27 protein-coding genes and 1 pseudogene are annotated in these 24,845 nt (G+C 41.0%); 25 read left to right on the top strand and 3 right to left on the bottom strand.

Annotated elements, in window-relative coordinates:
• The first annotated feature begins 12 nt into the window (after positions 1–12).
• The 11 genes and pseudogenes from DWX28_RS16890 (at position 13) to DWX28_RS20075 (ending at position 6,757) form a co-directional block, all read left to right on the top strand.
• Positions 13–480: a DUF6075 family protein gene (locus tag DWX28_RS16890; protein ID WP_118254122.1), complete on the top strand. Its 468-nt coding sequence runs from the start codon at positions 13–15 to the stop codon at positions 478–480.
• Positions 467–631, top strand: a complete 165-nt coding sequence (locus DWX28_RS19645; protein WP_173906230.1) for a hypothetical protein — start codon at positions 467–469, stop codon at positions 629–631. Before DWX28_RS16890 ends, DWX28_RS19645 begins: the two co-directional genes overlap by 14 nt.
• A 15-nt stretch (positions 632–646) precedes the next feature.
• The gene (locus DWX28_RS16885; protein WP_118254117.1) at positions 647–1,423 is read left to right on the top strand and encodes a ParA family protein; all 777 of its coding nucleotides are present in this window, start codon (positions 647–649) and stop codon (positions 1,421–1,423) included.
• Positions 1,416–1,652 (top strand): hypothetical protein, encoded by a 237-nt coding sequence (locus DWX28_RS16880; RefSeq protein ID WP_243002466.1) that lies wholly within the window; start codon positions 1,416–1,418, stop codon positions 1,650–1,652. Before DWX28_RS16885 ends, DWX28_RS16880 begins: the two co-directional genes overlap by 8 nt.
• A gap of 97 nt (positions 1,653–1,749) precedes the next feature.
• Complete coding sequence (locus tag DWX28_RS16875; protein WP_118254119.1) at positions 1,750–2,463, top strand: lantibiotic protection ABC transporter ATP-binding protein; 714 nt, start codon at positions 1,750–1,752, stop codon at positions 2,461–2,463.
• The gene (locus DWX28_RS16870) at positions 2,456–3,187 is read left to right on the top strand and encodes a lantibiotic immunity ABC transporter MutE/EpiE family permease subunit (RefSeq protein ID WP_118254114.1); all 732 of its coding nucleotides are present in this window, start codon (positions 2,456–2,458) and stop codon (positions 3,185–3,187) included. Before DWX28_RS16875 ends, DWX28_RS16870 begins: the two co-directional genes overlap by 8 nt.
• A 1-nt stretch (position 3,188) precedes the next feature.
• Entirely contained in the window at positions 3,189–3,929 is a 741-nt protein-coding gene (locus tag DWX28_RS16865; protein ID WP_118254111.1) for a lantibiotic immunity ABC transporter MutG family permease subunit, read from the top strand.
• 15 nt (positions 3,930–3,944) lie between these two features.
• Positions 3,945–4,607, top strand: coding sequence for a response regulator transcription factor (locus DWX28_RS16860; RefSeq protein WP_118254109.1), 663 nt, complete (start codon positions 3,945–3,947; stop codon positions 4,605–4,607).
• A complete protein-coding gene (locus DWX28_RS16855) occupies positions 4,595–5,971 on the top strand; it encodes a sensor histidine kinase (RefSeq protein WP_118254106.1) in 1,377 nt (458 codons plus the stop codon). The genes DWX28_RS16860 and DWX28_RS16855 overlap by 13 nt, the downstream gene beginning before the upstream one ends.
• A gap of 125 nt (positions 5,972–6,096) precedes the next feature.
• Positions 6,097–6,267 (top strand): annotated as a pseudogene (locus DWX28_RS20080) (helix-turn-helix domain-containing protein); the annotation flags it as partial.
• A gap of 190 nt (positions 6,268–6,457) precedes the next feature.
• Positions 6,458–6,757, top strand: a complete 300-nt coding sequence (locus DWX28_RS20075; protein ID WP_442857736.1) for a CD1845 family protein — start codon at positions 6,458–6,460, stop codon at positions 6,755–6,757.
• Between the two features lie 71 nt (positions 6,758–6,828).
• Here the strand turns inward: DWX28_RS20075 and DWX28_RS16845 are convergent, their stop codons facing one another.
• Positions 6,829–8,241, bottom strand: coding sequence for an ATP-binding protein (locus DWX28_RS16845; protein ID WP_118254100.1), 1,413 nt, complete (start codon positions 8,239–8,241; stop codon positions 6,829–6,831).
• 114 nt (positions 8,242–8,355) lie between these two features.
• Between DWX28_RS16845 and DWX28_RS16840 the strand changes: the two genes are divergently transcribed.
• A complete protein-coding gene (locus DWX28_RS16840; RefSeq protein WP_118254097.1) occupies positions 8,356–9,768 on the top strand; it encodes a relaxase/mobilization nuclease domain-containing protein in 1,413 nt (470 codons plus the stop codon).
• 222 nt (positions 9,769–9,990) lie between these two features.
• Here DWX28_RS16840 and DWX28_RS16830 read toward each other — a convergent pair whose 3' ends face one another.
• On the bottom strand, positions 9,991–10,347 hold the full coding sequence (locus DWX28_RS16830; protein ID WP_005337966.1) for a helix-turn-helix domain-containing protein: 357 nt from the start codon (positions 10,345–10,347) through the stop codon (positions 9,991–9,993).
• Between the two features lie 164 nt (positions 10,348–10,511).
• On the opposite strand from DWX28_RS16830, the gene DWX28_RS16825 reads away from it, so the two are divergent.
• The 13 genes from DWX28_RS16825 to DWX28_RS16755 all read left to right on the top strand — a co-directional run bounded on the left by DWX28_RS16825 (position 10,512) and on the right by DWX28_RS16755 (position 24,361).
• Positions 10,512–10,700, top strand: a complete 189-nt coding sequence (locus DWX28_RS16825; RefSeq protein WP_055066052.1) for a helix-turn-helix domain-containing protein — start codon at positions 10,512–10,514, stop codon at positions 10,698–10,700.
• A complete protein-coding gene (locus DWX28_RS16820; protein ID WP_118254091.1) occupies positions 10,693–11,379 on the top strand; it encodes a response regulator transcription factor in 687 nt (228 codons plus the stop codon). The genes DWX28_RS16825 and DWX28_RS16820 overlap by 8 nt, the downstream gene beginning before the upstream one ends.
• An 8-nt stretch (positions 11,380–11,387) precedes the next feature.
• Positions 11,388–12,425: a sensor histidine kinase gene (locus DWX28_RS16815; protein ID WP_118254089.1), complete on the top strand. Its 1,038-nt coding sequence runs from the start codon at positions 11,388–11,390 to the stop codon at positions 12,423–12,425.
• Positions 12,426–12,534: 109 nt separating this feature from the next.
• Complete coding sequence (locus tag DWX28_RS16810) at positions 12,535–13,218, top strand: ABC transporter ATP-binding protein (protein ID WP_118254086.1); 684 nt, start codon at positions 12,535–12,537, stop codon at positions 13,216–13,218.
• Positions 13,215–15,548 carry an ABC transporter permease gene (locus tag DWX28_RS16805; protein ID WP_118254084.1) on the top strand — a complete coding sequence of 778 codons (2,334 nt, stop codon included), beginning with the start codon at positions 13,215–13,217 and terminating at the stop codon, positions 15,546–15,548. Before DWX28_RS16810 ends, DWX28_RS16805 begins: the two co-directional genes overlap by 4 nt.
• 449 nt (positions 15,549–15,997) lie before the next feature.
• On the top strand, positions 15,998–16,411 hold the full coding sequence (locus DWX28_RS16795; protein ID WP_118254082.1) for a sigma-70 family RNA polymerase sigma factor: 414 nt from the start codon (positions 15,998–16,000) through the stop codon (positions 16,409–16,411).
• Between the two features lie 537 nt (positions 16,412–16,948).
• Entirely contained in the window at positions 16,949–17,179 is a 231-nt protein-coding gene (locus tag DWX28_RS16785; RefSeq protein WP_008728422.1) for a helix-turn-helix domain-containing protein, read from the top strand.
• Positions 17,180–17,433: 254 nt separating this feature from the next.
• Entirely contained in the window at positions 17,434–17,841 is a 408-nt protein-coding gene (gene tnpA / locus DWX28_RS16780) for an IS200/IS605 family transposase (protein ID WP_118254077.1), read from the top strand.
• The gene (locus DWX28_RS16775) at positions 17,838–18,941 is read left to right on the top strand and encodes an RNA-guided endonuclease TnpB family protein (RefSeq protein WP_118254075.1); all 1,104 of its coding nucleotides are present in this window, start codon (positions 17,838–17,840) and stop codon (positions 18,939–18,941) included. The genes tnpA and DWX28_RS16775 overlap by 4 nt, the downstream gene beginning before the upstream one ends.
• Positions 18,942–19,137: 196 nt before the next feature.
• Positions 19,138–19,827, top strand: coding sequence for a response regulator transcription factor (locus tag DWX28_RS16770; RefSeq protein WP_118254072.1), 690 nt, complete (start codon positions 19,138–19,140; stop codon positions 19,825–19,827).
• On the top strand, positions 19,803–21,068 hold the full coding sequence (locus tag DWX28_RS16765) for a sensor histidine kinase (protein ID WP_118254069.1): 1,266 nt from the start codon (positions 19,803–19,805) through the stop codon (positions 21,066–21,068). The genes DWX28_RS16770 and DWX28_RS16765 overlap by 25 nt, the downstream gene beginning before the upstream one ends.
• Positions 21,069–21,245: 177 nt before the next feature.
• A complete protein-coding gene (locus tag DWX28_RS16760; protein ID WP_118254067.1) occupies positions 21,246–21,920 on the top strand; it encodes an ABC transporter ATP-binding protein in 675 nt (224 codons plus the stop codon).
• Positions 21,917–24,361: an ABC transporter permease gene (locus DWX28_RS16755; RefSeq protein WP_118254065.1), complete on the top strand. Its 2,445-nt coding sequence runs from the start codon at positions 21,917–21,919 to the stop codon at positions 24,359–24,361. The genes DWX28_RS16760 and DWX28_RS16755 overlap by 4 nt, the downstream gene beginning before the upstream one ends.
• A gap of 241 nt (positions 24,362–24,602) precedes the next feature.
• Here DWX28_RS16755 and DWX28_RS19720 read toward each other — a convergent pair.
• A partial coding sequence (locus tag DWX28_RS19720; protein ID WP_207661139.1) for a hypothetical protein occupies positions 24,603–24,845 on the bottom strand: 243 nt, incomplete at its 5' end.

Genomic DNA, 24,845 nt, shown 5'->3' with positions numbered 1-24,845 from the left:
AGGAAAATGAAAATGACAAACACAGCGTTAAGAGCAGAGAATAGCAATTCTCGCACAATTACTTTCAAGAGCAGGGAACACGAAAAATTTTATGAGGAATATCTGAAAAAATGCAGATATCAGGATGTCTACCATCGGGCTTTGGTTTATTGCCTGGGTATCGACAGAGACACAAGAAATAATGTGAATAAAATCTATAATTTTAAAACTGGATGTGTAAAAACGGAATGCCTGCAGGAAGGGTGGCAGACCAGTGGAAGTTTACGAATTGTCCGTATGGCATTTAACCTGTATTGTAATGGAACACCAAGCGTCGGAGATTACGAAGCAGAAGAAGATCAGTTGAAAGAATGTCAGTGTTATACCGTAGAGGATCTGTTTTGCTGTGGATATGCCCGGTATTTCTGGGAAGCCATTAAAATCCGTTATCCAGAGTATTGCTTTTACAAAGACTGGGAGGATACATATGCTGAAAATTAGATTACAGGGTACTTTGAGGGACATTCAATGGTTTCGCCGTATTTTGGAAAAGCATAAGGAATTGGATGTCCTGGAAGTATCTGATGCTTATGCAAATAAAGGAACAAGTAAATATTTTCGTGTTTATGTAGAAGTAGAAGAAAAACAGTAAATCGGAGGAAAGTATATGTGTAAAGTAATTGCTATTGCAAATCAGAAGGGCGGAGTAGCCAAAACAACGACAACCATCAATCTGGGAGCCGGACTGACAAAGAATGGGAAAAAAGTAGTGCTGGTAGATGCAGATCCACAGGGACATCTGACAATGGGACTGGGATTTCCCAAAAATCTCAAAGTGACTTTAAAGAGTATGATGGAAAATATCATCATGGGGCTGGAGTTTGATCCAAAGGAAGCAGTCTTGCACCATGAAGAAGGGATGGACCTGATTCCGTCCAATAAATTGCTTGCCGGAATGGATATGTCCTTATTTACTGTTGAGGATAGGGAAAAAGTACTGAAAGAGTATCTGGAACTGCTGAAGGATGAATATGATTATATTCTGATTGACTGTATGCCATCATTGGGAATGCTGACAATCAATGCATTAAGTGCAGCGGACAGTGTTCTGATACCGGTACAGCCACAATATTATGCGGCGGATGGACTTATGGAATTACTGAAAGTGGTAAAAGGAATCCATCAGAGATTTAATCCGGAATTACAGATAGAAGGTATTTTGTTCACAATGGATAATTGCCGTTACAACAATGCAAAGAGAAATAAGCAGGCGATCATAAGCACATATGGAGAGGATATTAAAATTTTTGAGCAGACAATTCCAAGAACAGAAAGTCTTGCAGAAACAGCATCTGAGGGTGTAAGTATATTTGCTTATGATGGAAAAAGCAAAGGGGCAGACAGTTACAGGGAACTGGTTCAGGAGGTGTTGAAACATGCGTAGACCGAAAAAAGAGATTCAGCTTACCTCTTATGATGAGTTACTGGGATTGGAAGAAGCACCGGAAAAGAGTATGAACCAGGTTGTGGAAATAGAACTGGAAAAGCTCCATCCTTTTAAAAATCATCCATTTCATGTAAGCGATGATGAAAAAATGGATGAGACAGTAGAGAGTATTAAAAACTACGGTGTTTTAAATGGTTTATTCCATACGAGAATAAAAATAGAGTAGACGAATTATTTAGCAATCTTCATCAAATCTTTATTTTTTTCTGTTAGGTTATATTTCAGTAAGAAATGAAATATAGAAGGAAGGATGAATGGTAAAGATGAAAATGATGTTGCAGACACAAAATCTATGTAAATATTTTAGAAAACAGAAAGCGGTAAATAATGTTTCACTTAATATAGAAAAGGGACAGATTTATGGACTGCTTGGACCGAATGGTGCTGGTAAATCTACCATATTGAAAATGCTGACCGGTATGATGAAACCAACTGCAGGAAAGATTTACTTTGATGGAAAACTTTTGGATAGGAAAGATTTATCAAAAATAGGAGCGTTAATTGAAAATCCGCCTGTTTATGAAAATCTTTCCGCCAGAGAGAATTTGAAGGTAAGACAATTATTGCTTGGTACAGATGAAAACAGAATTGATGAGGTCTTGCAGATTGTATCACTTACAAACACCGGAAAGAAGAAAGCAGGACAGTTTTCTTTGGGAATGAAGCAAAGACTAGGCATTGCAATGGCATTGCTTGGAGAACCGGAACTTTTGATATTGGATGAACCTACGAATGGATTAGATCCAATAGGCATCGAGGAATTACGAGAGCTGATCCGGTCTTTTCCGGAACAGGGAATCACTGTAATTCTCTCCAGTCATATTCTCTCAGAGGTACAGTTACTTGCAGATAAAGTCGGGATTATTTCAGGTGGAATCTTAGGATACGAAGGAGCATTAAAGCAGGGAGATAATCTTGAAGATTTGTTTATGAATGTGGTAAGAAAAAACCAGAAAGCAGGTGAAATCCATGGTTAATATTATAAAAGCAGAACATCAAAAAGCCAAAAGAACCATGCGAAAAAAGTTTATCTGGGGATTTCCTCTTCTTACATTTGTTATGGCATTTATATTTACTCTTGGGATGACAAATGCTTATGCAGAAAGTGTTTGGAACTGGTGGTATACACTTTTGCTGCCAGGGATGATTGCTCTATTTTGTTATCTTTCTGTGGCGCAGGAGAAAAAGATAAAATACTATCATTTAACGACTATTCCTACAGACAGAAGCAAATTGTTGCTGGGGAAAATTATTTATATTGGGTTCATGATCCTGCTTTCCAATGTGATTGTGTTTGCAGGAGCAACGCTTGGAGGCTTTCTTCTGACGACACATGTTCCAGTTGTAGGGGCGTTGATTGCAGTATTGTTTCTGACCGTTTCTGAATTATGGGAGATTCCGGTAGCTTTATTTTTAAGTGAACGCTTTGGAATGATTGTAAACCTGTTCGTCTGCCTGTTTATTACCATCAGCGGTGTGGTGATATCACAGACCAGAATCTGGTATGTACTTGTCTCTGCAATTCCTATGAGGATGATGTGCCCGTTGCTTCATGTTTTACCAAATGGACTTGCCGCAGAAGCAGGGAATCCTCTTTTGGATACGGGAGTCATTGTTCCGGGAATGTGTCTCTCAATCATCTGGTTTGTTTTTGTAACGGTTCTGTTTTTGAAATGGTTTGAGAGAAGAGAGGTGAAATAAGATGATTGGAAGATCTCTTAATGCAGACTTGCGAAAGATGAAAGGAACATCTGTGATTCTGGCACACTTACTGATTCCGATTATAACCAGCGTTATATTTTTAATATATTACTTTTTTTCACCATGGAATGAAAATATGAAAGTGATTGCATTTTGTCAGGCAATAGGAGCAGGACTTCCGGTACTTATTGGAATTTTTACAGCAAGTGTGATGGAACAGGAACAAAATGCAGGTGATTTTCAAAATCTGTTGTCTTTACCGGATAAACCTGTAGCATTTTTATCGAAACTGTTGATGCTACTGGTTTTGTGTCTGTGCTCTATCCTATTGACAGCAATCATATTCGGAATTGGATTTGGAAGAATCGCATCAAGCGATATCGAAATCATGAAAGGATGTATATTTGCAGCATTGCTGCTGTGGGGAAGCAGTGTTCCACTTTATCTGTGGCAGCTGATTCTGGCTTTTCAGTTTGGAAAAGGGGTATCCATTGGAGCAGGGATTATATCAGGACTAATTAGTGCATTGATGCTTACCGGACTTGGAGATTATGTGTGGAAATATGTATTTGTCTGCTGGACGGGTAGAGTACCATATACTTATCTGCAATCTGTATTGGGAGAAACTAGTGTAGGTGAATGGTTGTCATTCATACCAGGTTGCTTAATATTTACAGGGATTAGTATGGTATACTATTTTTGGTGGGTAAACCACTGGGAAGGAAATCGAATATCGGAATAGAATCGAGGAAGAGTTATGGCAAAAATACTGGCAGTTGATGATGAACCGGCAATCCTTGAAATGATAGAAAGCATTTTGACTAAGGATGGACATCTGGTTACCAAAGTAAGTAATCCGCTGAAACTTAATATGGAAGAATTACATCGTTATGACCTGATTTTACTTGACATTATGATGCCTGGAATGGACGGCTTTGAATTATGCAAAAGAATCAGGGCACTTGTGGATTGTCCGATTTTGTTTCTTACCGCAAAAACGGAGGAAAAAAGTCTGGTGAACGGACTTTCGTTGGGAGCAGATGATTATATTTCAAAGCCATTTGGAGTGATGGAACTTCGGGCAAGGATTCATGCACATCTTAGAAGAGAGCACAGGGAACATTCTGTCCGGATGGTTTTGGGGAGGGTCTGTATTCAAATATCTCAAAAGAAACTATTGGTTGATGATAAGGAACTTCCTCTTACGAAAGCGGAGTACGAAATTTGTGAATTCCTGGCTAAAAACAGGGGACAGGTTTTCTCGAAAGAACAGATTTTAGAAGAGGTCTTTGGTTTTGACAGTGAGAGTAATGACAGTACCATTATCACGCATATCAAAAATATAAGAGCAAAATTTGCGGATTATGATTATACACCGATAAAAACAGTCTGGGGGATTGGATATAAATGGGAAGAGTAAAGAGAAGCAATGCACTCAGCTGGATTTTTATGAGATATGTACTGGTCATGCTTGGATCATTAGTAGGTTTGATGATTGTTGCTTGGCTGCTGCTGTACCTTTTGATTAGTGTGGGCTGTATCTATCCGGCGAATTATGCAGAGCAAAAGATTAATGAAGCATATGATACGATTTTACGTGCGGATAAAGTAACTGCTGAGATGATTCCTGCACTTTGTGATTATGTAATCTTTTCAGAGAATGGAGAGAAAATAGGTGGAGATCTGTCAGAACAATACGAACAGATAGCATGGAATGTTGCAAAGTACGGAAACGCATCCGGGAAATATTTTTATAAAGTAATTGTAAGGGAAAATGAATATGTTGTATTGCAATATCGCCTGACACCTCAATATCATTCAGCTTTTTTGAGGGAGCATTTTATAGGACCACAGAATGTGATGAGTATTATGTCAGTGATTGGAGCGGTAGCGATTATCATCATTCCGTCCATACGTTTTGGAAAAAGAATCAAAAAGCAGATGCAGCCTGTATTAGACGCAATCAGACAAATAAAGGATCAAAATCTGGAATATGAGACATCCTGTTCCGGTATCAAAGAGTTTGATGACTGTTTATCGGCAATCGATGATATGCGAGATGCATTGCGAGAATCTTTAGAAAAGCAGTGGAAAACAGAGCAGGAAAAGAAACAACAGATGTCTGCTTTGGCGCATGATATTAAAACACCTCTTACGATTGTACGGGGAAATGCAGAACTACTTTCAGAGACTGAACTGACCACAGAACAGAAGAATAACATCACTTATGTTTTGAACGGCACAACACAGATACAAAGTTATGTAAAACAGTTGATAGATGTCACAAAATCATGGAATTGCAGTGATGTTACCTATACAACGGTGAGGTTAGAAGATTTTTTCGCAGATATAAAGGAACAGGCACTCGGGCTGGCAGAAATCTGCCATCAGAAAATAAACTGGAAGGCACAGCAAAGTGATAAAAAGGTAACGATTGCTTATGATCCAATGTTTCGGGCTGTAATGAATGTGATTCAGAATGCAGTGGAGCATACGAAAGAAAAGGAAATCATCTATATTGGTGCAAAGGAGCAGGATGGTCAGCTGACATTCATTGTGGAAGATAGTGGATCAGGATTTACAAAAGAAGCATTATTGCATGGCACAGAGCAGTTTTTTATGGATGACACAAGTAGAAATGGCGAAGCCCATTATGGGATGGGACTATTTTTTGCAAAAACTGTGGCTGAAAAATATGGTGGAGGTATTAAACTTTCAAATTCTGAAAATACAGGTGGGGCGAGGGTAGAAATATTTTTCCTGAGTAGTCAAGAAACAAGCTAAATAGACCGCAATTAAGCTATGTAAAAGAAATTTTACATGCTTTTATCTAATATGTAAAAGCCTTTTGATAGACATTACTACTACGTTTGCTGTAATCTCATGGAAGAAAGGAGGTATACAGAATTATGATAGCTGATAAAATTAAAAATGCTCGTACTATAAAGAAACTTACACAGGAACAGGTTGCTGAAGACCTCAATGTTTCCAGGCAGACTATTTCTAACTGGGAAAATGGAGTCTCTGTTCCAAATATTAATACACTTATTCTAATAAGTGAGAAATTTGATATTCCAGTTGATGAAATGTTAAAGTCAGGAGACGTTGTTGAAAAAATTGATAACAATAAAACTCCTTTCAAAAAAGATAGAAATTATAGTATTGTATTTTTAACTATTGGTATTTTAGGGCTGATTAGTATACCTTTTGAAATGTCTGCTGATGATCATAACTGCACCAGTCATTTTGGTCATAACTGCACCAGTCATTTTGGTCATAACTGCACCAGTCATTTTGGTCATAACTGCACCAGTCATTTTGGTGTTGACGCTTTTTGTTTGGCTCTGCACGGGGCTGATCTACATATCCAGTCTGGTGCTTGGTCTACTAAGCACGGTAATTGCTCTGCTTGGCGCGGCTGTGATTATTACCTATTCCCCGCAGAATGGTGTGATTTTGTTGGTTATAGCTTTTTTGATTAGCCCGATGGGATTGCCGCTTGCGGCGATCTGGCTGTTGGGTAAGGTGCAGGATTTGAAATTTGCGATCCAGGATTGGATGTATGGGTAAATGATGTGAATAAATTTGGAATGAAAAGAAGCAGGACAATGGGAGATGAGACCCAGTGCCCTGCTTCTTGGTTATTTGGAATGAACGGTAGTGTATTTCTGGTTTTTGCTTTTGGGTTTGTCTGGAAACATCATTTCAAGTTTACCAGAAGATAATAAAGGCTTGAGGTAATATTTGCTGAAGTGAGAACGGCTGGAAACATTAATATATGCTTGCATTTCATCTCGACTTTTAGGGTTTGCACAAAATTCCAATAGCAAGTTTTGTTTGCTGATCACAGATGTATCATGTGCGGCATCATGTGCTGTATCATGTGCGGAAGCACCGCACATGATGTAGTTTACATTTTTCAAGATGACTCTGAAATCTGTCGCTGTTGAGGAAAATTCAGGCTTATATGCCGCTGTGTATCCAGGCAGCTTTTCAGTTTCACTGACGATTTTGCGTAGGCCACTTCCACGGCGTTCCATGTACTTCATGCGGTGGAACAGGTCAGCAATCACAGGGTTTCGTCGCATGGAACGGATACTGTAAATATCGTATTCCTGAATTGAGCCGCCGCCAAACATACCGCCCGGAGATGTGATTTCCACCCGATCATCAAACATATCAATATGGATTTCGCTGCCAAGCACAATATAATCACGATGGATAAGCGCATTAACAAGAGCCTCTGTCACAGCTCGTTCAGCATAATCCGGCTTGTCTACACGATACTGTGCCTTTTTGACAAAACGGACTTTGGAATTATTGCGAATAAATTCACTGCCGCTGTTCAGTAAATAAATCAAATTTCCCTCGTATTCTTTATCGTCCAGCGCATCATCAAAGATAGAGCCTTTTTCCAAGCCATTCCACCGGGTACAGAACATACGGGAGTTATAAACCGTGTACTGATCGGTCATGAGTTTTCCGGCATTGGTCAGGAGTCCATTTTTATCAGTCAAACCAAAGGAAACATAATCGGATGGCTCAAAGCGGAGACCGGTCCGTTCCAGATAGGTTGCTTCCAGAAGTGTAAAGCTGTAATCCTTTTTTACCGCGTCTGTTGTTAGGGTATCAAAGGACTGATTGGTTCCCTTTAAGATTAGTTCATTCACAATGTAATCAGGGGCAATCACGCTTTCATTTCCAACACGGATATATGCTTCCATCACGCCGTCTGACTTGTAATAATATGGGGTGCTGCGGCCGGGAGAAACCTTCAGAGCTAATAGATTTTTACCATCTTCCTGTAATGGTTTTAAGATAAACTGAGGTAATGGTGTGATTCGTTCTTTGATTAAGCGGCTGATCGCCTCAGCATCCTTTTGAACATCGGACAAGCCAATAGGTTTCCGGTCATCAGATATTCCGAAAAACAGAGTTCCGCCGATTCCATTAGAAAAGGAACTGACACTTTTTAACCAGCTTTTGGGTTTCTTTATTTCAAGTGCAACTTTGAAATCACATTCGGTTGCTTCAGCAATTAGCTGTTTTATCATAAAATCCCTCCTTTGAGGTATTGGTGGTTTCTTTATATTATACCCATAAGGAGAGTTTATTTCAACGATAGGCACAAAGAGTTCAGAGAAAATATTTTGAGAGGAGGGCTTTTTATGGCAACTACAAGAATCATGCCGCTTCATGTCGGCAAAGGCCGCACAGAGAGTCGGGCGATCAGTGACATCATCGACTATGTGGCCAATCCAAAGAAAACAGATAACGGCAGGCTCATTACCGGCTATGCGTGTGACAGCCGGACTGCGGATGCAGAGTTCCTTCTGGCAAAGCGGCAGTACATTGCCGCCACCGGACGAGTGCGTGGTACAGATGATGTGATTGCCTATCATGTGCGCCAGTCCTTCCGCCCTGGTGAGATTACCCCGGAAGAAGCAAACCGGCTGGGCGTAGAATTTGCAAAGCGTTTTACTAAAGGCAATCATGCCTTTGTGGTCTGCACTCACATAGACAAGTCGCACATTCATAATCACATTATCTGGTCATCGGTCAGCTTAGAATATGACCGGAAATTCCGAAACTTTTGGGGCAGCACCAAGGCGGTTCGCCGGCTAAGTGACACCATCTGTATTGAGAATGAAGTGTCCATTGTAGAGAATCCGAAACCTCACGGAAAGAGCTATAACAAATGGCTGGGCGATCAGGCAAAGCCATCTCACCGAGAGCTGCTGCGTGTGGCGATTGACAACGCATTATCACAAAGTCCTGCTGACTTTGAAGAACTGCTGAAGCTGTTGCAAGAGTATGGTTGTGAAGTCTCAAAGCGCGGAAAATCGTATCGACTGAAACTCTCTGGTTGGGAGAAAGCCGCCCGCATGGACAGTCTGGGCGAAGGATATGGATTGGAAGATTTGCGGGCAGTTCTCTTAGGGAAGAAAGCACATACCCCGCGAAAGAAAACAGTCACACAGGCAGAGCCGCCGAAGATCAATCTGCTGGTGGACATTCAGGCAAAATTGCAGGCTGGAAAAGGTGCTGGCTATGTTCGATGGGCTAAAGTTTTTAATCTGAAACAAATGGCGCAGACCATGAATTACCTGTCAGAGAACAATCTGCTGGAGTATGCGGTTTTGGAAGAAAAGGCTGCGGCTGCCACGGCACATCACAATGATCTTTCGGCGCAGATCAAAGCGGCTGAAAAGCGCATGGCGGAGATCGCTGTTCTGCGTACTCACATCGTAAATTATGCCAAGACCCGTGAGATCTATGTGGCATACCGCAAGGCGGGTTACTCTAAGAAATTCCGGGAGGAACATGAGGAAGAAATTCTGCTCCACCAGGCTGCTAAGAATGCCTTTGATGAGATGGGCGTCAAGAAGCTGCCCAAGGTCAAAGAGTTGCAGACAGAGTACGCGAAATTGCTGGAAGAAAAGAAAAAGACCTATGCCGAGTATCGGCATTCCCGTGAGGAAATGCGGGAGCTTTTAACGGCAAAGGCCAATGTAGATCGGGTGCTGAAAATGGAGGTAGAACAGGATGTTGAAAAAGAAAAAGACCACGGCCAGCGGTAAGCTGGTCCTGGTCAAAAGCGTTCGCAGAACGCGCAGCCACAGAATGAAATTCTGTGTTCAAAGGGGCTTGGGGGCGCTGCCCTCAACAAGCAAGCAGAGAGGAAAATCACAAAGGGATTTTCTCCTCTGCGGGCCTGTGTGTATTAACACAGGCATTGCTTGCCTCTTTTCTCCGAAATTGAAAAGAACCAGTGAGAGAATCGTTAAATTTCACTCACTGGCTCAATTCGTTTCAAATTTTTCGGACAACTCTGTCAGTTCTTTCACCGTTTCCTGGGTGTGATGCAGCAGGGTGTCACGCATTTCTGGCGGACAGCTGGAATAAAGCATTTTCATCTGATTGACACCCTCATCCTCCAGAGAAACATCTGGATTTATAAGTGTATCTAAAGAGATGTGCAGGACCTTTGCCAATGCTCTCAAAATCAAATAGGAAGGATTCATTTTCCCTTTTTCGATATTGGCGATTTGCTTTACAGAAACATGGCTCAGATCAGAAAGTTCCTGTTGTGTCAGTTCTTTATTCTTTCTGGCTTCCCGCATTTTTTGCCCTAAAGCAGTTAAATCATCAATCGGCATAATCGTTCACCTCAATAATATTGTATCGTTCCGGTTTATATGATGGAATGACCTTATTATGCCTGGAAAACTGTACGATTATGCCGATTTTATAAAGCTGCGATTGGTGATAAGCTTGTATTGTTCGAGGCAAAGAACTATAATGTACTCTGTGGAGGTGCGAAATGGACTATATGACATTGAAAGAGGCCGCCGAAAAGTGGGGCGTGACACCTCGTAGGGTAAATTATTATTGTGCTGGTGGGCGTATCCCCGGCGCTGTGAAAATGGCCGGTGTTTGGCTGATCCCTAAAACTGCGGAAAAGCCGATTGATGGCCGGACAAAACAAGGAAAGGAGCAAAAGCATGAGTAATATATTACTTCTTGAAGATGATTTGAGCCTGATTAACGGGCTTTCTTTTGCGTTCAAAAAACAAGGATTTGAATTAGTTGTTGCCAGAACCCTCAAAGAAGCAGATAGTTTGTGGGTGGATGGAAAATATGATTTGCTGGTGCTTGATGTATCCCTGCCGGATGGCACCGGATTTGAATTTTGCAAAAAGGTGCGGCAAGTTTCCAAAGTCCCCATCATTTTTTTGACGGCGGCAGATGAAGAAATGAACATTATCATGGGTTTGGACATTGGTGGAGATGATTATATTACAAAACCGTTTAAGCTGGGAGTGTTAGTATCCAGAGTAAATGCACTGCTTCGTCGGGCAAAAGATTTCAGCTCCGCAGATACACAACTGGAATCCAACGGAATGAAAGTGCTTTTGCTGCAAGGGCAGGCGTTTAAGAATGGAAAGCTATTGGATTTGACTGCCGCAGAATATAAGTTGCTGTGTCTATTTATGAAAAACCCGAACATGGTACTTACCAAAGAACAGATTTTAGATAAGCTATGGGACTGCGATGGGAATTATATTGACAGCAGTACCCTTACCGTATATATGAGGCGGCTGCGTATAAAGATTGAGGATAATCCGAGTGAACCGCAAATGCTCCTGACAGTTCGGGGAATGGGATACAAATGGAATGTGATTGGGTGAGGTGGTCTATGAAAATATTTGTAAACAAAGAAATCAAAAAATTGTTTCTTGCAGTATCCGTTATTTGGGTAGCCTCCCTTCTGTTGACACAAGGGTTCTTATGGTTGTGCTATCAGCGGTTTTCTTTGTTCCTATTGCTTGTTTTCGTATTGTCAGGAGGAGCGATATTGGCGGTGGGTTGTTCTTATTTCAAAAAGCAAAATCAAGTCATGGAACAGGCGGTATCACAGATCAATGCGTATCTTGACGGCAATCACAATGCCCGTATTGAATGTGATGATGAGGGCGAACTATATCGGTTGTTTCATACCGTCAATTCTCTGGCGGCTGTCTTAAATGCTCACGCGGATAACGAACTCCGGGAAAAGGAATTTTTGAAAAATACAATCTCTGATATTTCCCATCAACTGAAAACACCGCTGGCTGCTTTGAATATTTATAATGGTCTGCTTCAAGACGGGGATATGGAATTAAGTGCTGTAAAAGAATTTGCTGATTTATCCGAACAGGAACTTGACCGCATTGAAACACTGGTGCAAAACTTGCTCAAGATTACAAAACTGGATGCCGGTGCCATCGTGCTGGAAAAGGCCACAGAGAATGTGGCGGATATGATGCGGGATATTGAACTGCATTTTGCATATAGAGCCAGACAGGAAAAGAAGAAAATCATTCTGTCTGGCTCGGATTATCTTTCTCTTTTTTGTGATCGTGATTGGCTGTCTGAGGCAATCGACAATATTGTGAAAAATGCGTTTGACCATACGGAAAGTGGTGCTGTCATTGGCATTACATGGAGGGCGTTGCCATCAGGTATTCAAATTGTGGTAAAGGACAATGGATGTGGCATCCACCCGGAAGATATATACCATATTTTCAAGCGTTTTTATCGCAGCCGTTTTTCAAAAGATACACAGGGTATCGGTCTGGGCCTTCCGCTTGCGAAAGCAGTCATTGAAGCACATGGAGGAGCAATCGAGGTAGACAGTGAATTGGGCAGAGGGACAAGTTTCACGATAAATTTTCTGATTCCTACAAAATTGTAGGATGATTGTAGGGTTACAGTAATATTTCAGTGCTATTCTTTCAATCGTAGACAGGAAATGAAGCTTACCTGTCTACATCGCAAGAACATAAGAAAGAGGTGTTTGCACTATGAATTTATTAGAGGTCAAGAATATTTGTAAGACCTATGGCAGCGGTGAAACTGCTGTAAAAGCGCTTAGGAATGTTAGCTTTTCTGTTCCTAAGGGAGAATATGTGGCAATCGTCGGAGAATCTGGTTCGGGTAAAAGCACACTGCTGAATATGATCGGTGCGCTGGATATGCCAACTTCGGGAAAGGTGCTGATTGATGGTAAGGACATTTTTTCCATGAATGACCGAAAACTGACGGTATTTCGCCGCAGGAATATCGGCTTTATCTTTCAGGCGTTTAACCTTATCCCGGAGTTGACGGTGGAACAAAATATGATTTTTCCGCTGTTGCTGGATTATCAAAAGCCGGACAAGAGATATTTGGAGGAACTGCTGACGGTTTTGAATTTGAAAGATCGTCGTAATCATTTACCCAGTCAGCTTTCCGGCGGTCAACAGCAGAGAGTGGCGATTGGCCGTGCATTGATTACCCGTCCTTCTCTGATTCTGGCAGACGAGCCAACAGGAAATTTGGACTCACAAAACAGCAGAGAGGTCATAGCATTGCTCAAAGAAACATCGAAAAAATACGAGCAGACCATCATTATGATTACCCACAACCGCAGTATTGCGCAAACGGCAGACCGGGTATTACAGGTATCGGATGGCACTTTGACTGATTTTGGGAGGTGCCGTGAATGAAAAGCTATCTTAGTCTCATTCCCATCTCCGCAAAGGTGCGCAAGCGGCAAAATCGTATGACTGTCTTGTGTATTATCATTTCGGTGTTTCTTGTCACAGCTATTTTCAGTGTTGCTGACATGATGATACGAACAGAAAGCGATTTTATGATAAGTAACCACGGAAACTGGCACATTGCAATAAAAAATATTTCACAGAACAATGCGGATGAAATCAGTAATCGTTCAGATGTTACAGCAGTTGGTGTAGCTTCTCAATTTAATTTTGAAGGAGAACAACCGTACCGAGTCAACGAAAAACGAACTGTTTTGTATGGCACCGATGAAGTCTATATTACTCAGATTTCAAATGGAATTGTAGAAGGAACATTTCCGGCAAATGATGAGGAAGTTATGCTTACACCTAATTCTGTAACTGCTTTAGGAGTACAGCTTGGGGATAGTGTAACCTTACATACCCCTGCTGGATATCGGACATTTACAATCTCTGGCTTTGGCACAGATGATGAAAGCTATTATAACAATCAGACTTATTTGATAGGCTCTTATCTGACACAAAGTGCATTTACTTCTGTTATGGCACAAAACGGAGTAACAAACAATGAGTTGACTTATTATGTGCAGTTTGAAAGTGCAGCGAAAGCGGCAAATGCAATAACAGAACTACAGACACAGTACCAATTATCCGATGGGAGTATTTCTGAAAATACCGGCGTTATGGGCATGGCTGGGCAAAGCAACAATACAGCGATGCAGAGTATGTACGGATTGGCAGCAATTCTATTTGTTTTAGTGTTGTTGGCAGGAATATTGATGATTTCTGGCAGTATGAATAGCATCATTGCGCAACGAACTCAATTTTTTGGAATGTTGCGTTGCATTGGTGCAAGTCGTCAACAAATTATCCGCTTTGTCCGTTTGGAGGCATTGAACTGGTGTAAAACCGCGGTACCTATTGGAGTGGTTTTTGGAACAATAATTAGTTGGATTATTTGTGCCACACTTCATTATGGAATTGGTGGAGAATTTTCTACAACGCCAGTCTTTCAGATCAGCCCTGTTGGACTTTTCAGTGGCGTAGTTGTTGGAGTGGTAACAGTATTTTTAGCAGCACAATCCCCAGCAAAGCGGGCTGCTAAAGTTTCACCCATATCTGCGGTTTCTGGCAATGTAGATAATAAATCTTCTGTTAAACACGCTATCAAGTTTAGCTTAGGAAAAATTGATAATTCACTTGGCATACATCATGCGGTTGAAAAAAAGAAAAACTGGTTTCTGATGACGGCTTCCTTTGCACTGACTATTATGCTGGTTTTTTCTTTTTCTGTAATTTTAGATTTTGCAAAGCAACTTGTTCCATCGTTGAGTGTCACATCAGCCGATATAGCATTATCCAGTTATGCAAATAAAATGGATATTGAGCGCAACCTGGTCGATGAAATCAAAAAAATAGATGGGGTTGCAAATGCTTATGGAAGTAGCTATGTAGAAAACATTCCTGCAACATCTTCAAGAGCAGGAATAGACCATATCAATATTGTTTCTTATGATGATACACTTCTGGATTACTCAAAAGGTAGTATTGCTCAGGGATCATTAGATACAGTTTACGGGAACAGTAACAAAGTGGCAACCGTATTTAATAGAAACAATTCCTTGCACATCGGTGATACCATCCAGCTTGCAGGCGAAGAAGTTGAGATTACTTGCGCTCTATCACAAGGGTTATTCGGAGATGATTTGATTATTATTTGCTCACAGGAAACATTTGACCGTATCATGGGCGGTACAAAGTATGGCCTTATTGGAATTCAGTTAGATTCAAACGCTACTGAAGAAACAATAGCAGAAATTAGAAGTCTTGAAAACGATGATATTATCATTACAGATCAGCGTGAAGGCAATAAACAAAATAATGCTACATATTGGGCTGCACGAATTGTTTGTTATGGCTTCTTAGCTATTATCGGAGTTATTTCGCTGTTTAATATCGTCAATAGTATCTCTATGAGTGTATCTGCACGAATTAAGCAGTATGGTGCAATGCGAGCTGTTGGTATGGATAATAGGCAGCTTAAACGAATGATTTCTGCGGAAGCGTACACCTATGCAATTTCTGGTTTGATAGTTGGATGTGGCATTGGACTCCCGCTTAGTCGATTTTTATATAATCGTCTAATTACACATTATTTTGGAATTGAGTGGAGATTTCCTATCCTGTGGTTTGGAATTGTCGTTGCCTTTATCTTCATATCTGCTATTGTGTCCGTTTATGCTCCTGCAAAGAGAATTCGCAATATGCCAATTACTGCAACCATCAACGAATTATAGTTTCATATGTTAATCTGCCGGACGACGGCAAAAGAAAAAAAGCCGTCGTACAGCAGACACATTTCCACGCGCCTATGAAACGGCGGCTTTGATTTTCAGAGCCGCCGTTTCTTTGCGTTTACACAATCCTATGACGACTTGCAGGGACACGGTAGCCGATTGGAGGTTATTTTGCCGTGTCTCGTTTGCTTTTTCAAAGCTCACATAATCTACATCAGTTAAAAAAAGCATTGCTCCTCCTCCGGGCAAGTATAACATTGCATCGGCATTATCGTTCCATGTAATTCAGTATAATAATGGCTGTTCTTGGCGCGCCAGTTTTCCCTCACGGAAATCTGGCGTTTTTTGTTGCCATTTTTTCGGAGATGACCCGGTTGTCTGCCAGTGTCGGTCTCCGCCTCCATTCGATTCACCCGTCAATCACCCGTGAATCGAAATGGAGGTACATAATGAAGAAAATTAACCTTCGGGAACTTTATCCTGATGTTTATACAACAGACTTTTTTGTAAATGTGACCGAGGAAGTGTTGGATGTTATCCAGACAGCCCAGCGGCTGGAAGCGGCTTATGAGCGCCGTATGTACCGACACAAGGCCCACTATTCCCTGGACTGCGGAAATGGTATTGAGAAAGCCGCTGTGTTCCGCACGGCAACCCCGGAGGACATCTTTGAGGAAAAACAGTTCCAGGAGCAGGTCTATGCTACTGTGATGAAGCTGCCGGAGAAACAGGCAAAGCGAATTTATGCCCGATACTATCTGGGAATGACGGTAAATGAAATTGCCGAAGTAGAAGGTGTAGACCCAAGCCGTGTCCGAGACAGTATCCGCCGTGGATTAAAGCAGCTTGTAAAATATTTTTGATAAAATTTCATTTGATGCACCTGTTTTTTGCCTTTTTTGTCAGTGTTAATAAGAAGGACAAGTTTTCCTCCTTCATCAGTACATTGACAATCGAATAGACAGTACAACAGGTACATAACCCATGTACGAGCGAATATGAAACGCCGCGAAGATGGAGCAGTCAGGGAGGTGATGAAAAGACTTCTTCGGAGCGATCTACGATTTCATAAAACGGATTGTGGCAGATTCGGCGCGATGACTGCATGGGGGCTTAAAGATACTTCCTCACGGCCCGCCAAAGACTTGGGGGGAACCCTGCGGCACACGATACGAACGGTGCTGCGGAGTTATGACAGCCGCGCCAGCGGAGACCTGTTGTGTTCCCATCGTCAGGGGGCGTGGCAAATGTGATGAAAGCTGAGTTATATAAATAGGAAGCGTTTGCAGCTTCCTGTTCAAAATCAGATACCATGCGCTGGCAGTTTCGGCTGCCAGAGTATTCATGTGGCTTTGAACAAACACGATGACAAACTTGACAGATTGGAGGAAATATGCTTTATGGAAAAACTTATTACACGAAAAGAAGCAGCAGAAATTTTAGGTATCAGCATTGCAACGCTGGACGCGGCCCGTAACAATGGTCTTATTTCTTATGTGCAATATGTGCAGAATGGCTGTGTGTACTTTACTTCAGCGGGTCTTCAGGAGTATATCGCAAAATGCACCCACAGAGCAAAGCCAGCAGAAAAGAACGCAACTTATCGTAAACCTCGCAGAGCTGGAGTGTGAGCCGGTCCGTATCCTTGTCGAAATCATAATGGTCTGATAAAACATAGATACAGCGCTGGTTTAATACAGGATATGCTTTCTTTGCTTTCATTGACTACCTTTATAATTTTAACATAATATATAGCAAGAATTCTCCTTCCTCTACAGGTGGGAGATGAATTGCAAAAAATAAAAAGAACGCTTGTTTGGTAGTGAGATCCATGCTATAATAGAATCAGTCGATAAGATAATTATTCAAAAAAAGGACTGGTTTTATGAAAAATATGGATCATAATGCACATTCAGTGTACTTGATGTATTATCACCTGATTATGGTGGTGAAATATCGAAGAAAAGTTATCAATGATCCGATTTCAGAAAGAGCAAAGGAAATATGGGGATATATTGCCCCACGGTATGGAATTGTTTTGGAGGAATGGAATCATGATATTGACCATGTTCATGTAATGTTTCGTGCACAGCCTAAAACAGAACTCAGTAAATTTATCAATGCTTATAAAAGTGCCAGCAGCAGGCTGCTGAAAAAAGAGTATCCGGAAATCCGGGAAAAACTTTGGAAAGAAGCGTTCTGGAGCCAGAGTTTCTGCCTTTTGACGGCAGGAGGGGCACCAGTAGAAGTGATCCGTCAATACATCGAAAACCAGGGAGAGAAAAAGAATTGAACATAGCATATCGTTTCCGGATTTATCCAACAGAAGAACAGAAGATACTCCTTGGAAAAACATTTGGCTGCTGTCGTTTTCTGTACAACCAGATGCTTAATGACAAGATCCAGGAGTATAAAAAGACAAAGAAGATGTTAAAGAATACACCAGCCATGTATAAAAAGGCGTATCCATTTCTGAAAGAAGTTGATTCGCTGGCGCTGGCAAATGTTCAGCTCCATCTGGAAAAAGCATATAAGAATTTTTTTCGTGATCCTAAGGTTGGATTTCCACGTTTCAAGTCAAAACATCACTCCAAAAACAGCTATACAACAAATGTAGTCAACGGAAATATTCTGGTAGAAAATAACCGGATCCGGCTTCCGAAATTAAAATGGATCTCCATGAAAAAACACAGGGAGCCTGCAGAAAACTGCCGTCTGAAATCAGTGACAGTCAGTATGGAGCCGTCCGGAAAGTATTTTGCAAGTCTGCTGTATGAAGGATACAGCTGCGAAAACCAAGCAGCAGATAAGGATTACAGTAGTGCTAAAATACTTGGGATTGATTATGCGATGCAGGGGATGGCTGTGTTTTCAGAAGAGATTGAGATGGAAGAAGCAGGATTCTTCAGAAAAAATGAAAAAAGGCTGGCAAGGGAGCAGCGTAAACTGTCGAGATGTGTAAAAGGAAGCCGTAATTATGTGCGACAGAAAAAGAAAGTTGCCAGGTGCCATGAAAAAATACGCAGCCAGAGAAGAGATTATCTGCATAAACTGAGCCGCAGGATCACAGACCAGTACGATATAGTTGCGGTGGAAGATATTGATATGAAAGCGATGAGCCAGTGCCTGCATTTTGGGAAAAGTATACAGGATAATGGATACGGGATGTTCCGGAATATGCTGGATTATAAGCTTGCCTGGAAGGGAAAAGAATTAGTAAAGGCAGACCGCTTTTTCCCGTCAAGCAAAAAATGCAGTAAATGCGGAAAGATAAAAAAAGAGCTGAAATTATCCGAAAGAGTTTACCGCTGTACGTGCGGAAATGAGATGGACAGAGATCGAAATGCAGCAATCAACATCCGTGAAGAGGCAAGAAGGATGCTGGCAGCATAAAGTGTCCGTATCCGGACAAGACAATAAGTAAGAAATATGCCCGTGTCCGGGCAAAAAATCGCGGGGCACGCGAGGATAGCTTGTAGATACTTGGCTCAGTAGAGCCATTGAGCAAGAAGCCCCCACTTCAAAATCAGAGATTTAAGTGGTGGGAGCATGTCACGATGAATAGTTAATAAAGAGAGGTGCAGATGCTATGCCAGGTATACTCGTGATTGAAGATGATGAAAATTTAAATCGTGGAATTACATTTTCACTGAAAAAATCCGGATATGAGGTTTTTTCAGCAGAATCAGTGAAAAAAGCGAAAAGAATTGCAAGTGATAATAATGTGGATGTTACCATTTGTGATGTGAATCTTCCGGATGGGAATGGACTGGAATTTGTAAGGTGGATGAGATGCAATTATAATACATACATTATTTGTCTTACAGCACTAGATCAGGAGATGGATCAGGTCATGGGATATGAAGCAGGGGCAGATGATTATATTACAAAGCCGTTTAGTCTTTCGGTACTTCTTTTGAAAATAGAAGCACATTTCCGCCGCAGACAGGAGAAAACGGAAGCCGGAAAGATGATTTCGGGAGATATCGTATTTATCGCAGGAGAAATGAAAGTCCTGATAAAGAGTCGTGAAATCAGTCTGACAAAAACGGAGTTGAAAATGCTGACTTTTTTTCTTCAGAATCCGAAACAGATTCTTTCAAAAACACAAATATTGGAAAATGTGTTTGATCTGGAAGGGGATTTTGTGGATGAAAATACAATCGCTGTCAATATCAGAAGACTCCGTGAGAAAATCGAAGACAATCCGGCTGCACCGGTCTATATAAAGAATATCAGAGGTCTTGGGTATATATGGAATCAGGAGGTAAGGCAGTGACAAAGAGATATCGCAAGAAGATTACAGTAGTGCTCTCCTTGGTATTACCTGTCATATTATTGTTTGCAATATTAAATTGCTTTACCACGTATGTGTTTTATGAAGATTATAAATATAAAATGAATCTTATGACAGAGATTGCTGCAAAGGAAGAATTTTCCGGGCTGGATGCTGTTTCGGAATTGCTTAAGGATAAGAATATTGAAACTAACGAACAGGGAAGGCGATTATTGGAGCAATATGGATACTGGGGGAATAAAGGGAATGCATTTTATTCGCAATTTTGGCATCAGGTTATGGTGACCGGTGCTGTAAGCACTGTGATATGCGTGCTTCTTTTGACTTTTTTACTTTATTGGAAGAAAAAAGAAGATGCGTGTCATCAGAAAATTTTAGACCAGTTGGAAGAAATTCTGATCAGATTCCGTGAAAATAAATTTGATGATTTACTGAAAACGGAAAATCATGCAGAACTGGAAAAATTGAATGACCAGCTTGAAGCAATCGGACATCATATTCAGTTGATAAAGGAAGAAGCAAGGGCAGAAAAGGAGAACACGAAAGAAATGGTTTCTGATATTTCTCACCAGTTAAAGACACCGGTTGCAGCTTTGGATACATGTTTTAGTGTGCTGATGCAGAATGACTTAAGTGCCACAGAACAGGAGGAGTTTCGTATCCGTTGTCGGAGTGCTCTGGATGGACTGGAGACATTATTGCAGTCGCTTCTTGAAATATCCAAGATGGAAACTGGACTGATTCAGATTAATAAGAAAAAACTTCCGCTTATGGATACTGTCATATCTGCTGTGAACCGCACTTATCCTAAAGCGGATGAGAAAGAAATTGAATTCGTTTTTGACTATGAAAAAGAGCTGGAAACATGCACGATTATGCAGGATAAAAGGTGGCTTGGTGAAGCTGTGATCAACGTTCTGGATAATGCGGTCAAGTACAGTCCGTGTGGTTCAAAAATATTTATCCGGTTACAAAAAAGAAACGATCTTGTAAGAATGGAAATTGAGGATCAGGGAATTGGTATTCCGCAAAATGAGTATCACAAAATTTTTCAACGATTTTACAGAGGAAGTTCCAAGGAGGTCATGGAAAAGAGTGGTACAGGAATCGGACTTTTTCTATCGAGAGAAATTATCGAAAAACACGCAGGTACGATTACGGTAACCTCCGGCAAAAAGAAAAAAGGAAGCACGTTTGTGATTCAATTACCATATGTTGGTTAAATTTTAAGTGAGCAGAAATCTTACAATTCTGTAAGATTTCTGCTCGTTTTTTGAAAGTGAAATGAAAGATTGTCCTGATACAATTTGGATGTAGGTTGAAAAATGACCAAATATATAAACAGGCAAAGAAAGCGTGCTGAAAAGGTACGCTTTACAGAATTGAAAAGGAGGCAACACATGAGTGTGATATTAGAAACCAAGCAGCTTTGTAAGTTTTATGGCGCAGGTGAGAATCAGGTCAAAGCGGTCAATCAGGTGGACATTCAGATTGAGCAGGGAGAATTTGTCGCAATTGTTGGAAAGTCAGGTTCCGGTAAAAGTACATTACTTCATATGCTTGGAGGGCTAGACACCCCGACAAAAGGCAGTGTTACTTTAGCAGGGAAAGATTTATACAGGATGAAGGAAGATGCCCTTGCTGTTTTCCGCAGAAGAAAAATCGGATTTGTTTTTCAGGCATTTAATCTGGTTTCATCTGTTAATGTCTGGGAAAATATTGTACTGCCACTGGGGTTGGATGGAAGAAAAGTGGATGAAGCGTATGTAAATGATATTATTGCAACTCTGGGGATTGAAAACCGGATTTATAATCTGCCAAATCAGTTATCCGGAGGACAGCAGCAGAGAGTAGCAATTGCAAGAGCACTGGTGAATCGTCCGGAAATTATATTTGCAGATGAGCCGACAGGCAATCTTGATTCTAAGACCAGTGATGAGGTGATTGCCCTGCTTAAGATAACAGCAAAAAAATATGGACAGACAATTGTAATGATTACCCATGATGACGAAATTGCACAGGTCGCTGACCGTATTCTGGTGATTGAGGACGGACAGGTGGTGGATTTCAGATGAAGACAATAAGCAGGATTGCATATAGCAATGACAAAAGGAACAGGACAAGAAGTATACTGATCATGATGGCAATCTGTCTGACCACGATGCTGCTTGTTATCATCAGTACTGTGGGAAATGGGGTAATTCGTTTACAGAAAAGTCAGGCGGCAAGCTCATACGGAAGCAATTATGGTCTGTTTGTTTCCGCAGACGGATCGCAGTTAAAAGAAGTAAACCGCCGTGCGGAAATAGATGCTACAGGCACTATGTGCACCGAAGGTATCATAAAAGGCAATGAAAAAGGCGGGTTTGTCTGCATGGATGAGACTGCAAGAAAAATGCTTCCTTATAATAAAGAATATGAGTTGAAGGAAGGAAAGTATCCGGAAAAAATGCAGGAAATTGCCGCAGGAAGAGCATTTTTTCGTGCAATGGGGTATGGTGATGTAAAGATCGGAGATACGGTTACACTGGATTACCGCGCAGGGATGCAGTCAGAATATAAGCCGGAAGAATTTGTTGTCAGCGGAATCCTATATGATCGGGATGAGTATACCATCGAGGCATCTTATGTTGCTTTCGGGTCACAGGAGTTTTATGATGAGCACGTCGCAGAGAATGACAGACAGTATAATATTTATTTTACTTTAAATGATTCTGCAAATGTATCTATGAATAATATTGATTCGGTTATAAAGCAGATTGCAGCAGCTTGTGGGATTGAAGAAAAAAACGTTATAGTCAATGATCTCTATTTGCAATGGGTCTTGCAGCCGAGTTATGAAACGATTGCGGTATGCGGGGTTTTGATTCTTGCAATTGTACTTTTCTCTGTTGTGGTCATTTATAATATTTTTCAGGTCGGTATTGCCAACAAGATACAGGAGTATGGAAAAATCAAGGCTCTGGGAGCGACAAAAAAGCAGATGAAACAACTGATCTTCAGAGAGGGTATGTTTTTGACAATTTCTTCAATACCAGTTGGATTGCTTCTTGGTTTTCTGATTGCAAAATGTGGTTTTAACTGGTTGGTAGAACAGGGAAACCTTGTATCAACCGGAACTGGCTCTATGGGAGTCCAAAATCAGCAGATGCCACTGTTTTCCCTGCCTGTTATGCTTCTATGTATTTTCGTGTCATTTTTTACCGTTGCTTTGGCGCTGCGTAAACCAATGAAAATTGTTTCACGGATTTCACCTATCGAAGCAACACGGTATTTAGAAAATGCAGAAACACACAAAAAAGGAAAACGAAATGGCAGAAAAAATGTCACCGTGTTTTCTATGGCAATGGCAAATATAACGGGTAATCCAAAAAGAACCATTGGTACCATCCTCACACTGGGGCTTTCCTGCGCATTGTTTGTGATTATCTCTAATTATGTAGGAAATATTGATACGGAGCATGAAGCACGTCTTTCCGTTAATCATGGACAATTTGAACTGCAGCTTGACTATTCTGCTGAGTACGATGAAAGATATCCGGAGAATAATCTGGATACGATTCTGACGGATAATCCATTGAATGATTCGCTGATTGAAGAAATCAAAAGCATTCCGGGAGTGACAGATGTCATGACGAGAGAGATTGTCTCTGTAAATCTGAACGGAACAAGATTTCCGGCTGATATTGTGAGTAAAAAGGATTTTGATTTTATGCGCCAGGACGGGGATATTGGCTCTATGGACTATGATCAGGCGGTAAAGAATGGTGAAATTTTCTTTGGTTGGTTGATGTGGATGGAACAAGATGGATATGCTCCGGGTGAATCCATTGCATTTGACTTTGAGAATGGAAGTGAAACCTATACCTATCAGGGAAAGATTGCAGGATCCTTTGTAAGCGCGGACACTTATCTTGTCATTCCGGAAGGTGTATACCGTTCCATGAATCCGAGAGGAACAGCCTATGGCTATCTGTGGGTGGACTGTGATAAAAAAGATGTGGCATCTGTAGAACAAAGTCTGAATACTTTGATTTCTAATATTTCGCATATAAAAATGGATACTTATCATGCGCAGTTACAATCTGCCGAATTTGCAAGCAGCATGATGAAGCTTGGCTGTTATCTGTTTATGGCTATTGTAGGACTCATCGGGTTTATGAATATGGCGAATACCATGATCATGAATATTACGACAAAAAAGCAGGAATATGGTATATTACAGGCTGTGGGTATGACAAATAAACAATTAAATTTATGCCTGCAGTTACAGGGACTGATTTTTACGGTTGGTACCATATGCGTAGCTTTGATCATTGGTCTGCCGCTCGGCTATGCACTTTTTTCCTATGCAAAACATAATGGAATATTTGGAATGAATATCTATCATGTTCCAATCGTACCAATTTTTATTATGATTTTTTTGGTCGGTCTGTTGCAGATTGTACTTTCCTGCGTTTTAAGCAGTAATCTGAAAAAGGAAACGCTGGTAGAAAGAATAAGGTATCAGGGATAGCAAGTAATATGTAATGAACTAGGTCTTAACGAAGAGGAGAAATAGATAACTTCCAGTTGTGCGCCCAGCCAAGGGTGTGTAGTCAAGCCGGTGGGATTCCGGTTTATCCAAGGTTTAGCCAACCAGATAATAGCAAGTTTTGGGATGATGCCGGTAACGGTATCTGACAAGCGTAGACAGCAAGAAAGCAGGGTTGAATAGTGATTGAGCTTCGAAACGTTAACTTCAGTCGGTCGATGTCTTAACTGGTGCGGAAGACAATATCATGTAATGCGATATGGCGAGTGTTATGTGGCACTGCGGAGTCAGAGAACCAATCATGTTTTACATTGTGAATACACATCAACTGGGGAGAACCTGCCATTTCTCGAAGAAGAGTATGAAGTTGCAACTGAAAACGGAGGATTTCAAATGAATGGTAGGTGGTCGGACAATCCCATAGTACTGTAGAAATCGGGCAATGCCGATGGAGGGAAGGGGATTG

The sequence above is a fragment of the Blautia sp. AF19-10LB genome (assembly GCF_003461245.1).
Taxonomy (GTDB): Bacteria; Bacillota; Clostridia; order Lachnospirales; family Lachnospiraceae; genus Blautia_A; species Blautia_A intestinihominis.
Note: the sequence above shows the minus strand (reverse complement) of the source record. Positions and strands in the feature narration are given on the sequence as shown.

Coding starts and splice junctions, on each gene's coding strand:
- DWX28_RS16890 (WP_118254122.1), top strand. CDS start 13: ATGACAAACACAGCGTTAAGAGCAGAGAATAGCAATTCTCGCACAATT.
- DWX28_RS19645 (WP_173906230.1), top strand. CDS start 467: ATGCTGAAAATTAGATTACAGGGTACTTTGAGGGACATTCAATGGTTT.
- DWX28_RS16885 (WP_118254117.1), top strand. CDS start 647: ATGTGTAAAGTAATTGCTATTGCAAATCAGAAGGGCGGAGTAGCCAAA.
- DWX28_RS16880 (WP_243002466.1), top strand. CDS start 1,416: ATGCGTAGACCGAAAAAAGAGATTCAGCTTACCTCTTATGATGAGTTA.
- DWX28_RS16875 (WP_118254119.1), top strand. CDS start 1,750: ATGAAAATGATGTTGCAGACACAAAATCTATGTAAATATTTTAGAAAA.
- DWX28_RS16870 (WP_118254114.1), top strand. CDS start 2,456: ATGGTTAATATTATAAAAGCAGAACATCAAAAAGCCAAAAGAACCATG.
- DWX28_RS16865 (WP_118254111.1), top strand. CDS start 3,189: ATGATTGGAAGATCTCTTAATGCAGACTTGCGAAAGATGAAAGGAACA.
- DWX28_RS16860 (WP_118254109.1), top strand. CDS start 3,945: ATGGCAAAAATACTGGCAGTTGATGATGAACCGGCAATCCTTGAAATG.
- DWX28_RS16855 (WP_118254106.1), top strand. CDS start 4,595: ATGGGAAGAGTAAAGAGAAGCAATGCACTCAGCTGGATTTTTATGAGA.
- DWX28_RS16845 (WP_118254100.1), bottom strand. CDS start 8,241: ATGATAAAACAGCTAATTGCTGAAGCAACCGAATGTGATTTCAAAGTT.
- DWX28_RS16840 (WP_118254097.1), top strand. CDS start 8,356: ATGGCAACTACAAGAATCATGCCGCTTCATGTCGGCAAAGGCCGCACA.
- DWX28_RS16830 (WP_005337966.1), bottom strand. CDS start 10,347: ATGCCGATTGATGATTTAACTGCTTTAGGGCAAAAAATGCGGGAAGCC.
- DWX28_RS16825 (WP_055066052.1), top strand. CDS start 10,512: ATGGACTATATGACATTGAAAGAGGCCGCCGAAAAGTGGGGCGTGACA.
- DWX28_RS16820 (WP_118254091.1), top strand. CDS start 10,693: ATGAGTAATATATTACTTCTTGAAGATGATTTGAGCCTGATTAACGGG.
- DWX28_RS16815 (WP_118254089.1), top strand. CDS start 11,388: ATGAAAATATTTGTAAACAAAGAAATCAAAAAATTGTTTCTTGCAGTA.
- DWX28_RS16810 (WP_118254086.1), top strand. CDS start 12,535: ATGAATTTATTAGAGGTCAAGAATATTTGTAAGACCTATGGCAGCGGT.
- DWX28_RS16805 (WP_118254084.1), top strand. CDS start 13,215: ATGAAAAGCTATCTTAGTCTCATTCCCATCTCCGCAAAGGTGCGCAAG.
- DWX28_RS16795 (WP_118254082.1), top strand. CDS start 15,998: ATGAAGAAAATTAACCTTCGGGAACTTTATCCTGATGTTTATACAACA.
- DWX28_RS16785 (WP_008728422.1), top strand. CDS start 16,949: ATGGAAAAACTTATTACACGAAAAGAAGCAGCAGAAATTTTAGGTATC.
- tnpA (WP_118254077.1), top strand. CDS start 17,434: ATGAAAAATATGGATCATAATGCACATTCAGTGTACTTGATGTATTAT.
- DWX28_RS16770 (WP_118254072.1), top strand. CDS start 19,138: ATGCCAGGTATACTCGTGATTGAAGATGATGAAAATTTAAATCGTGGA.
- DWX28_RS16765 (WP_118254069.1), top strand. CDS start 19,803: ATGGAATCAGGAGGTAAGGCAGTGACAAAGAGATATCGCAAGAAGATT.
- DWX28_RS16760 (WP_118254067.1), top strand. CDS start 21,246: ATGAGTGTGATATTAGAAACCAAGCAGCTTTGTAAGTTTTATGGCGCA.
- DWX28_RS16755 (WP_118254065.1), top strand. CDS start 21,917: ATGAAGACAATAAGCAGGATTGCATATAGCAATGACAAAAGGAACAGG.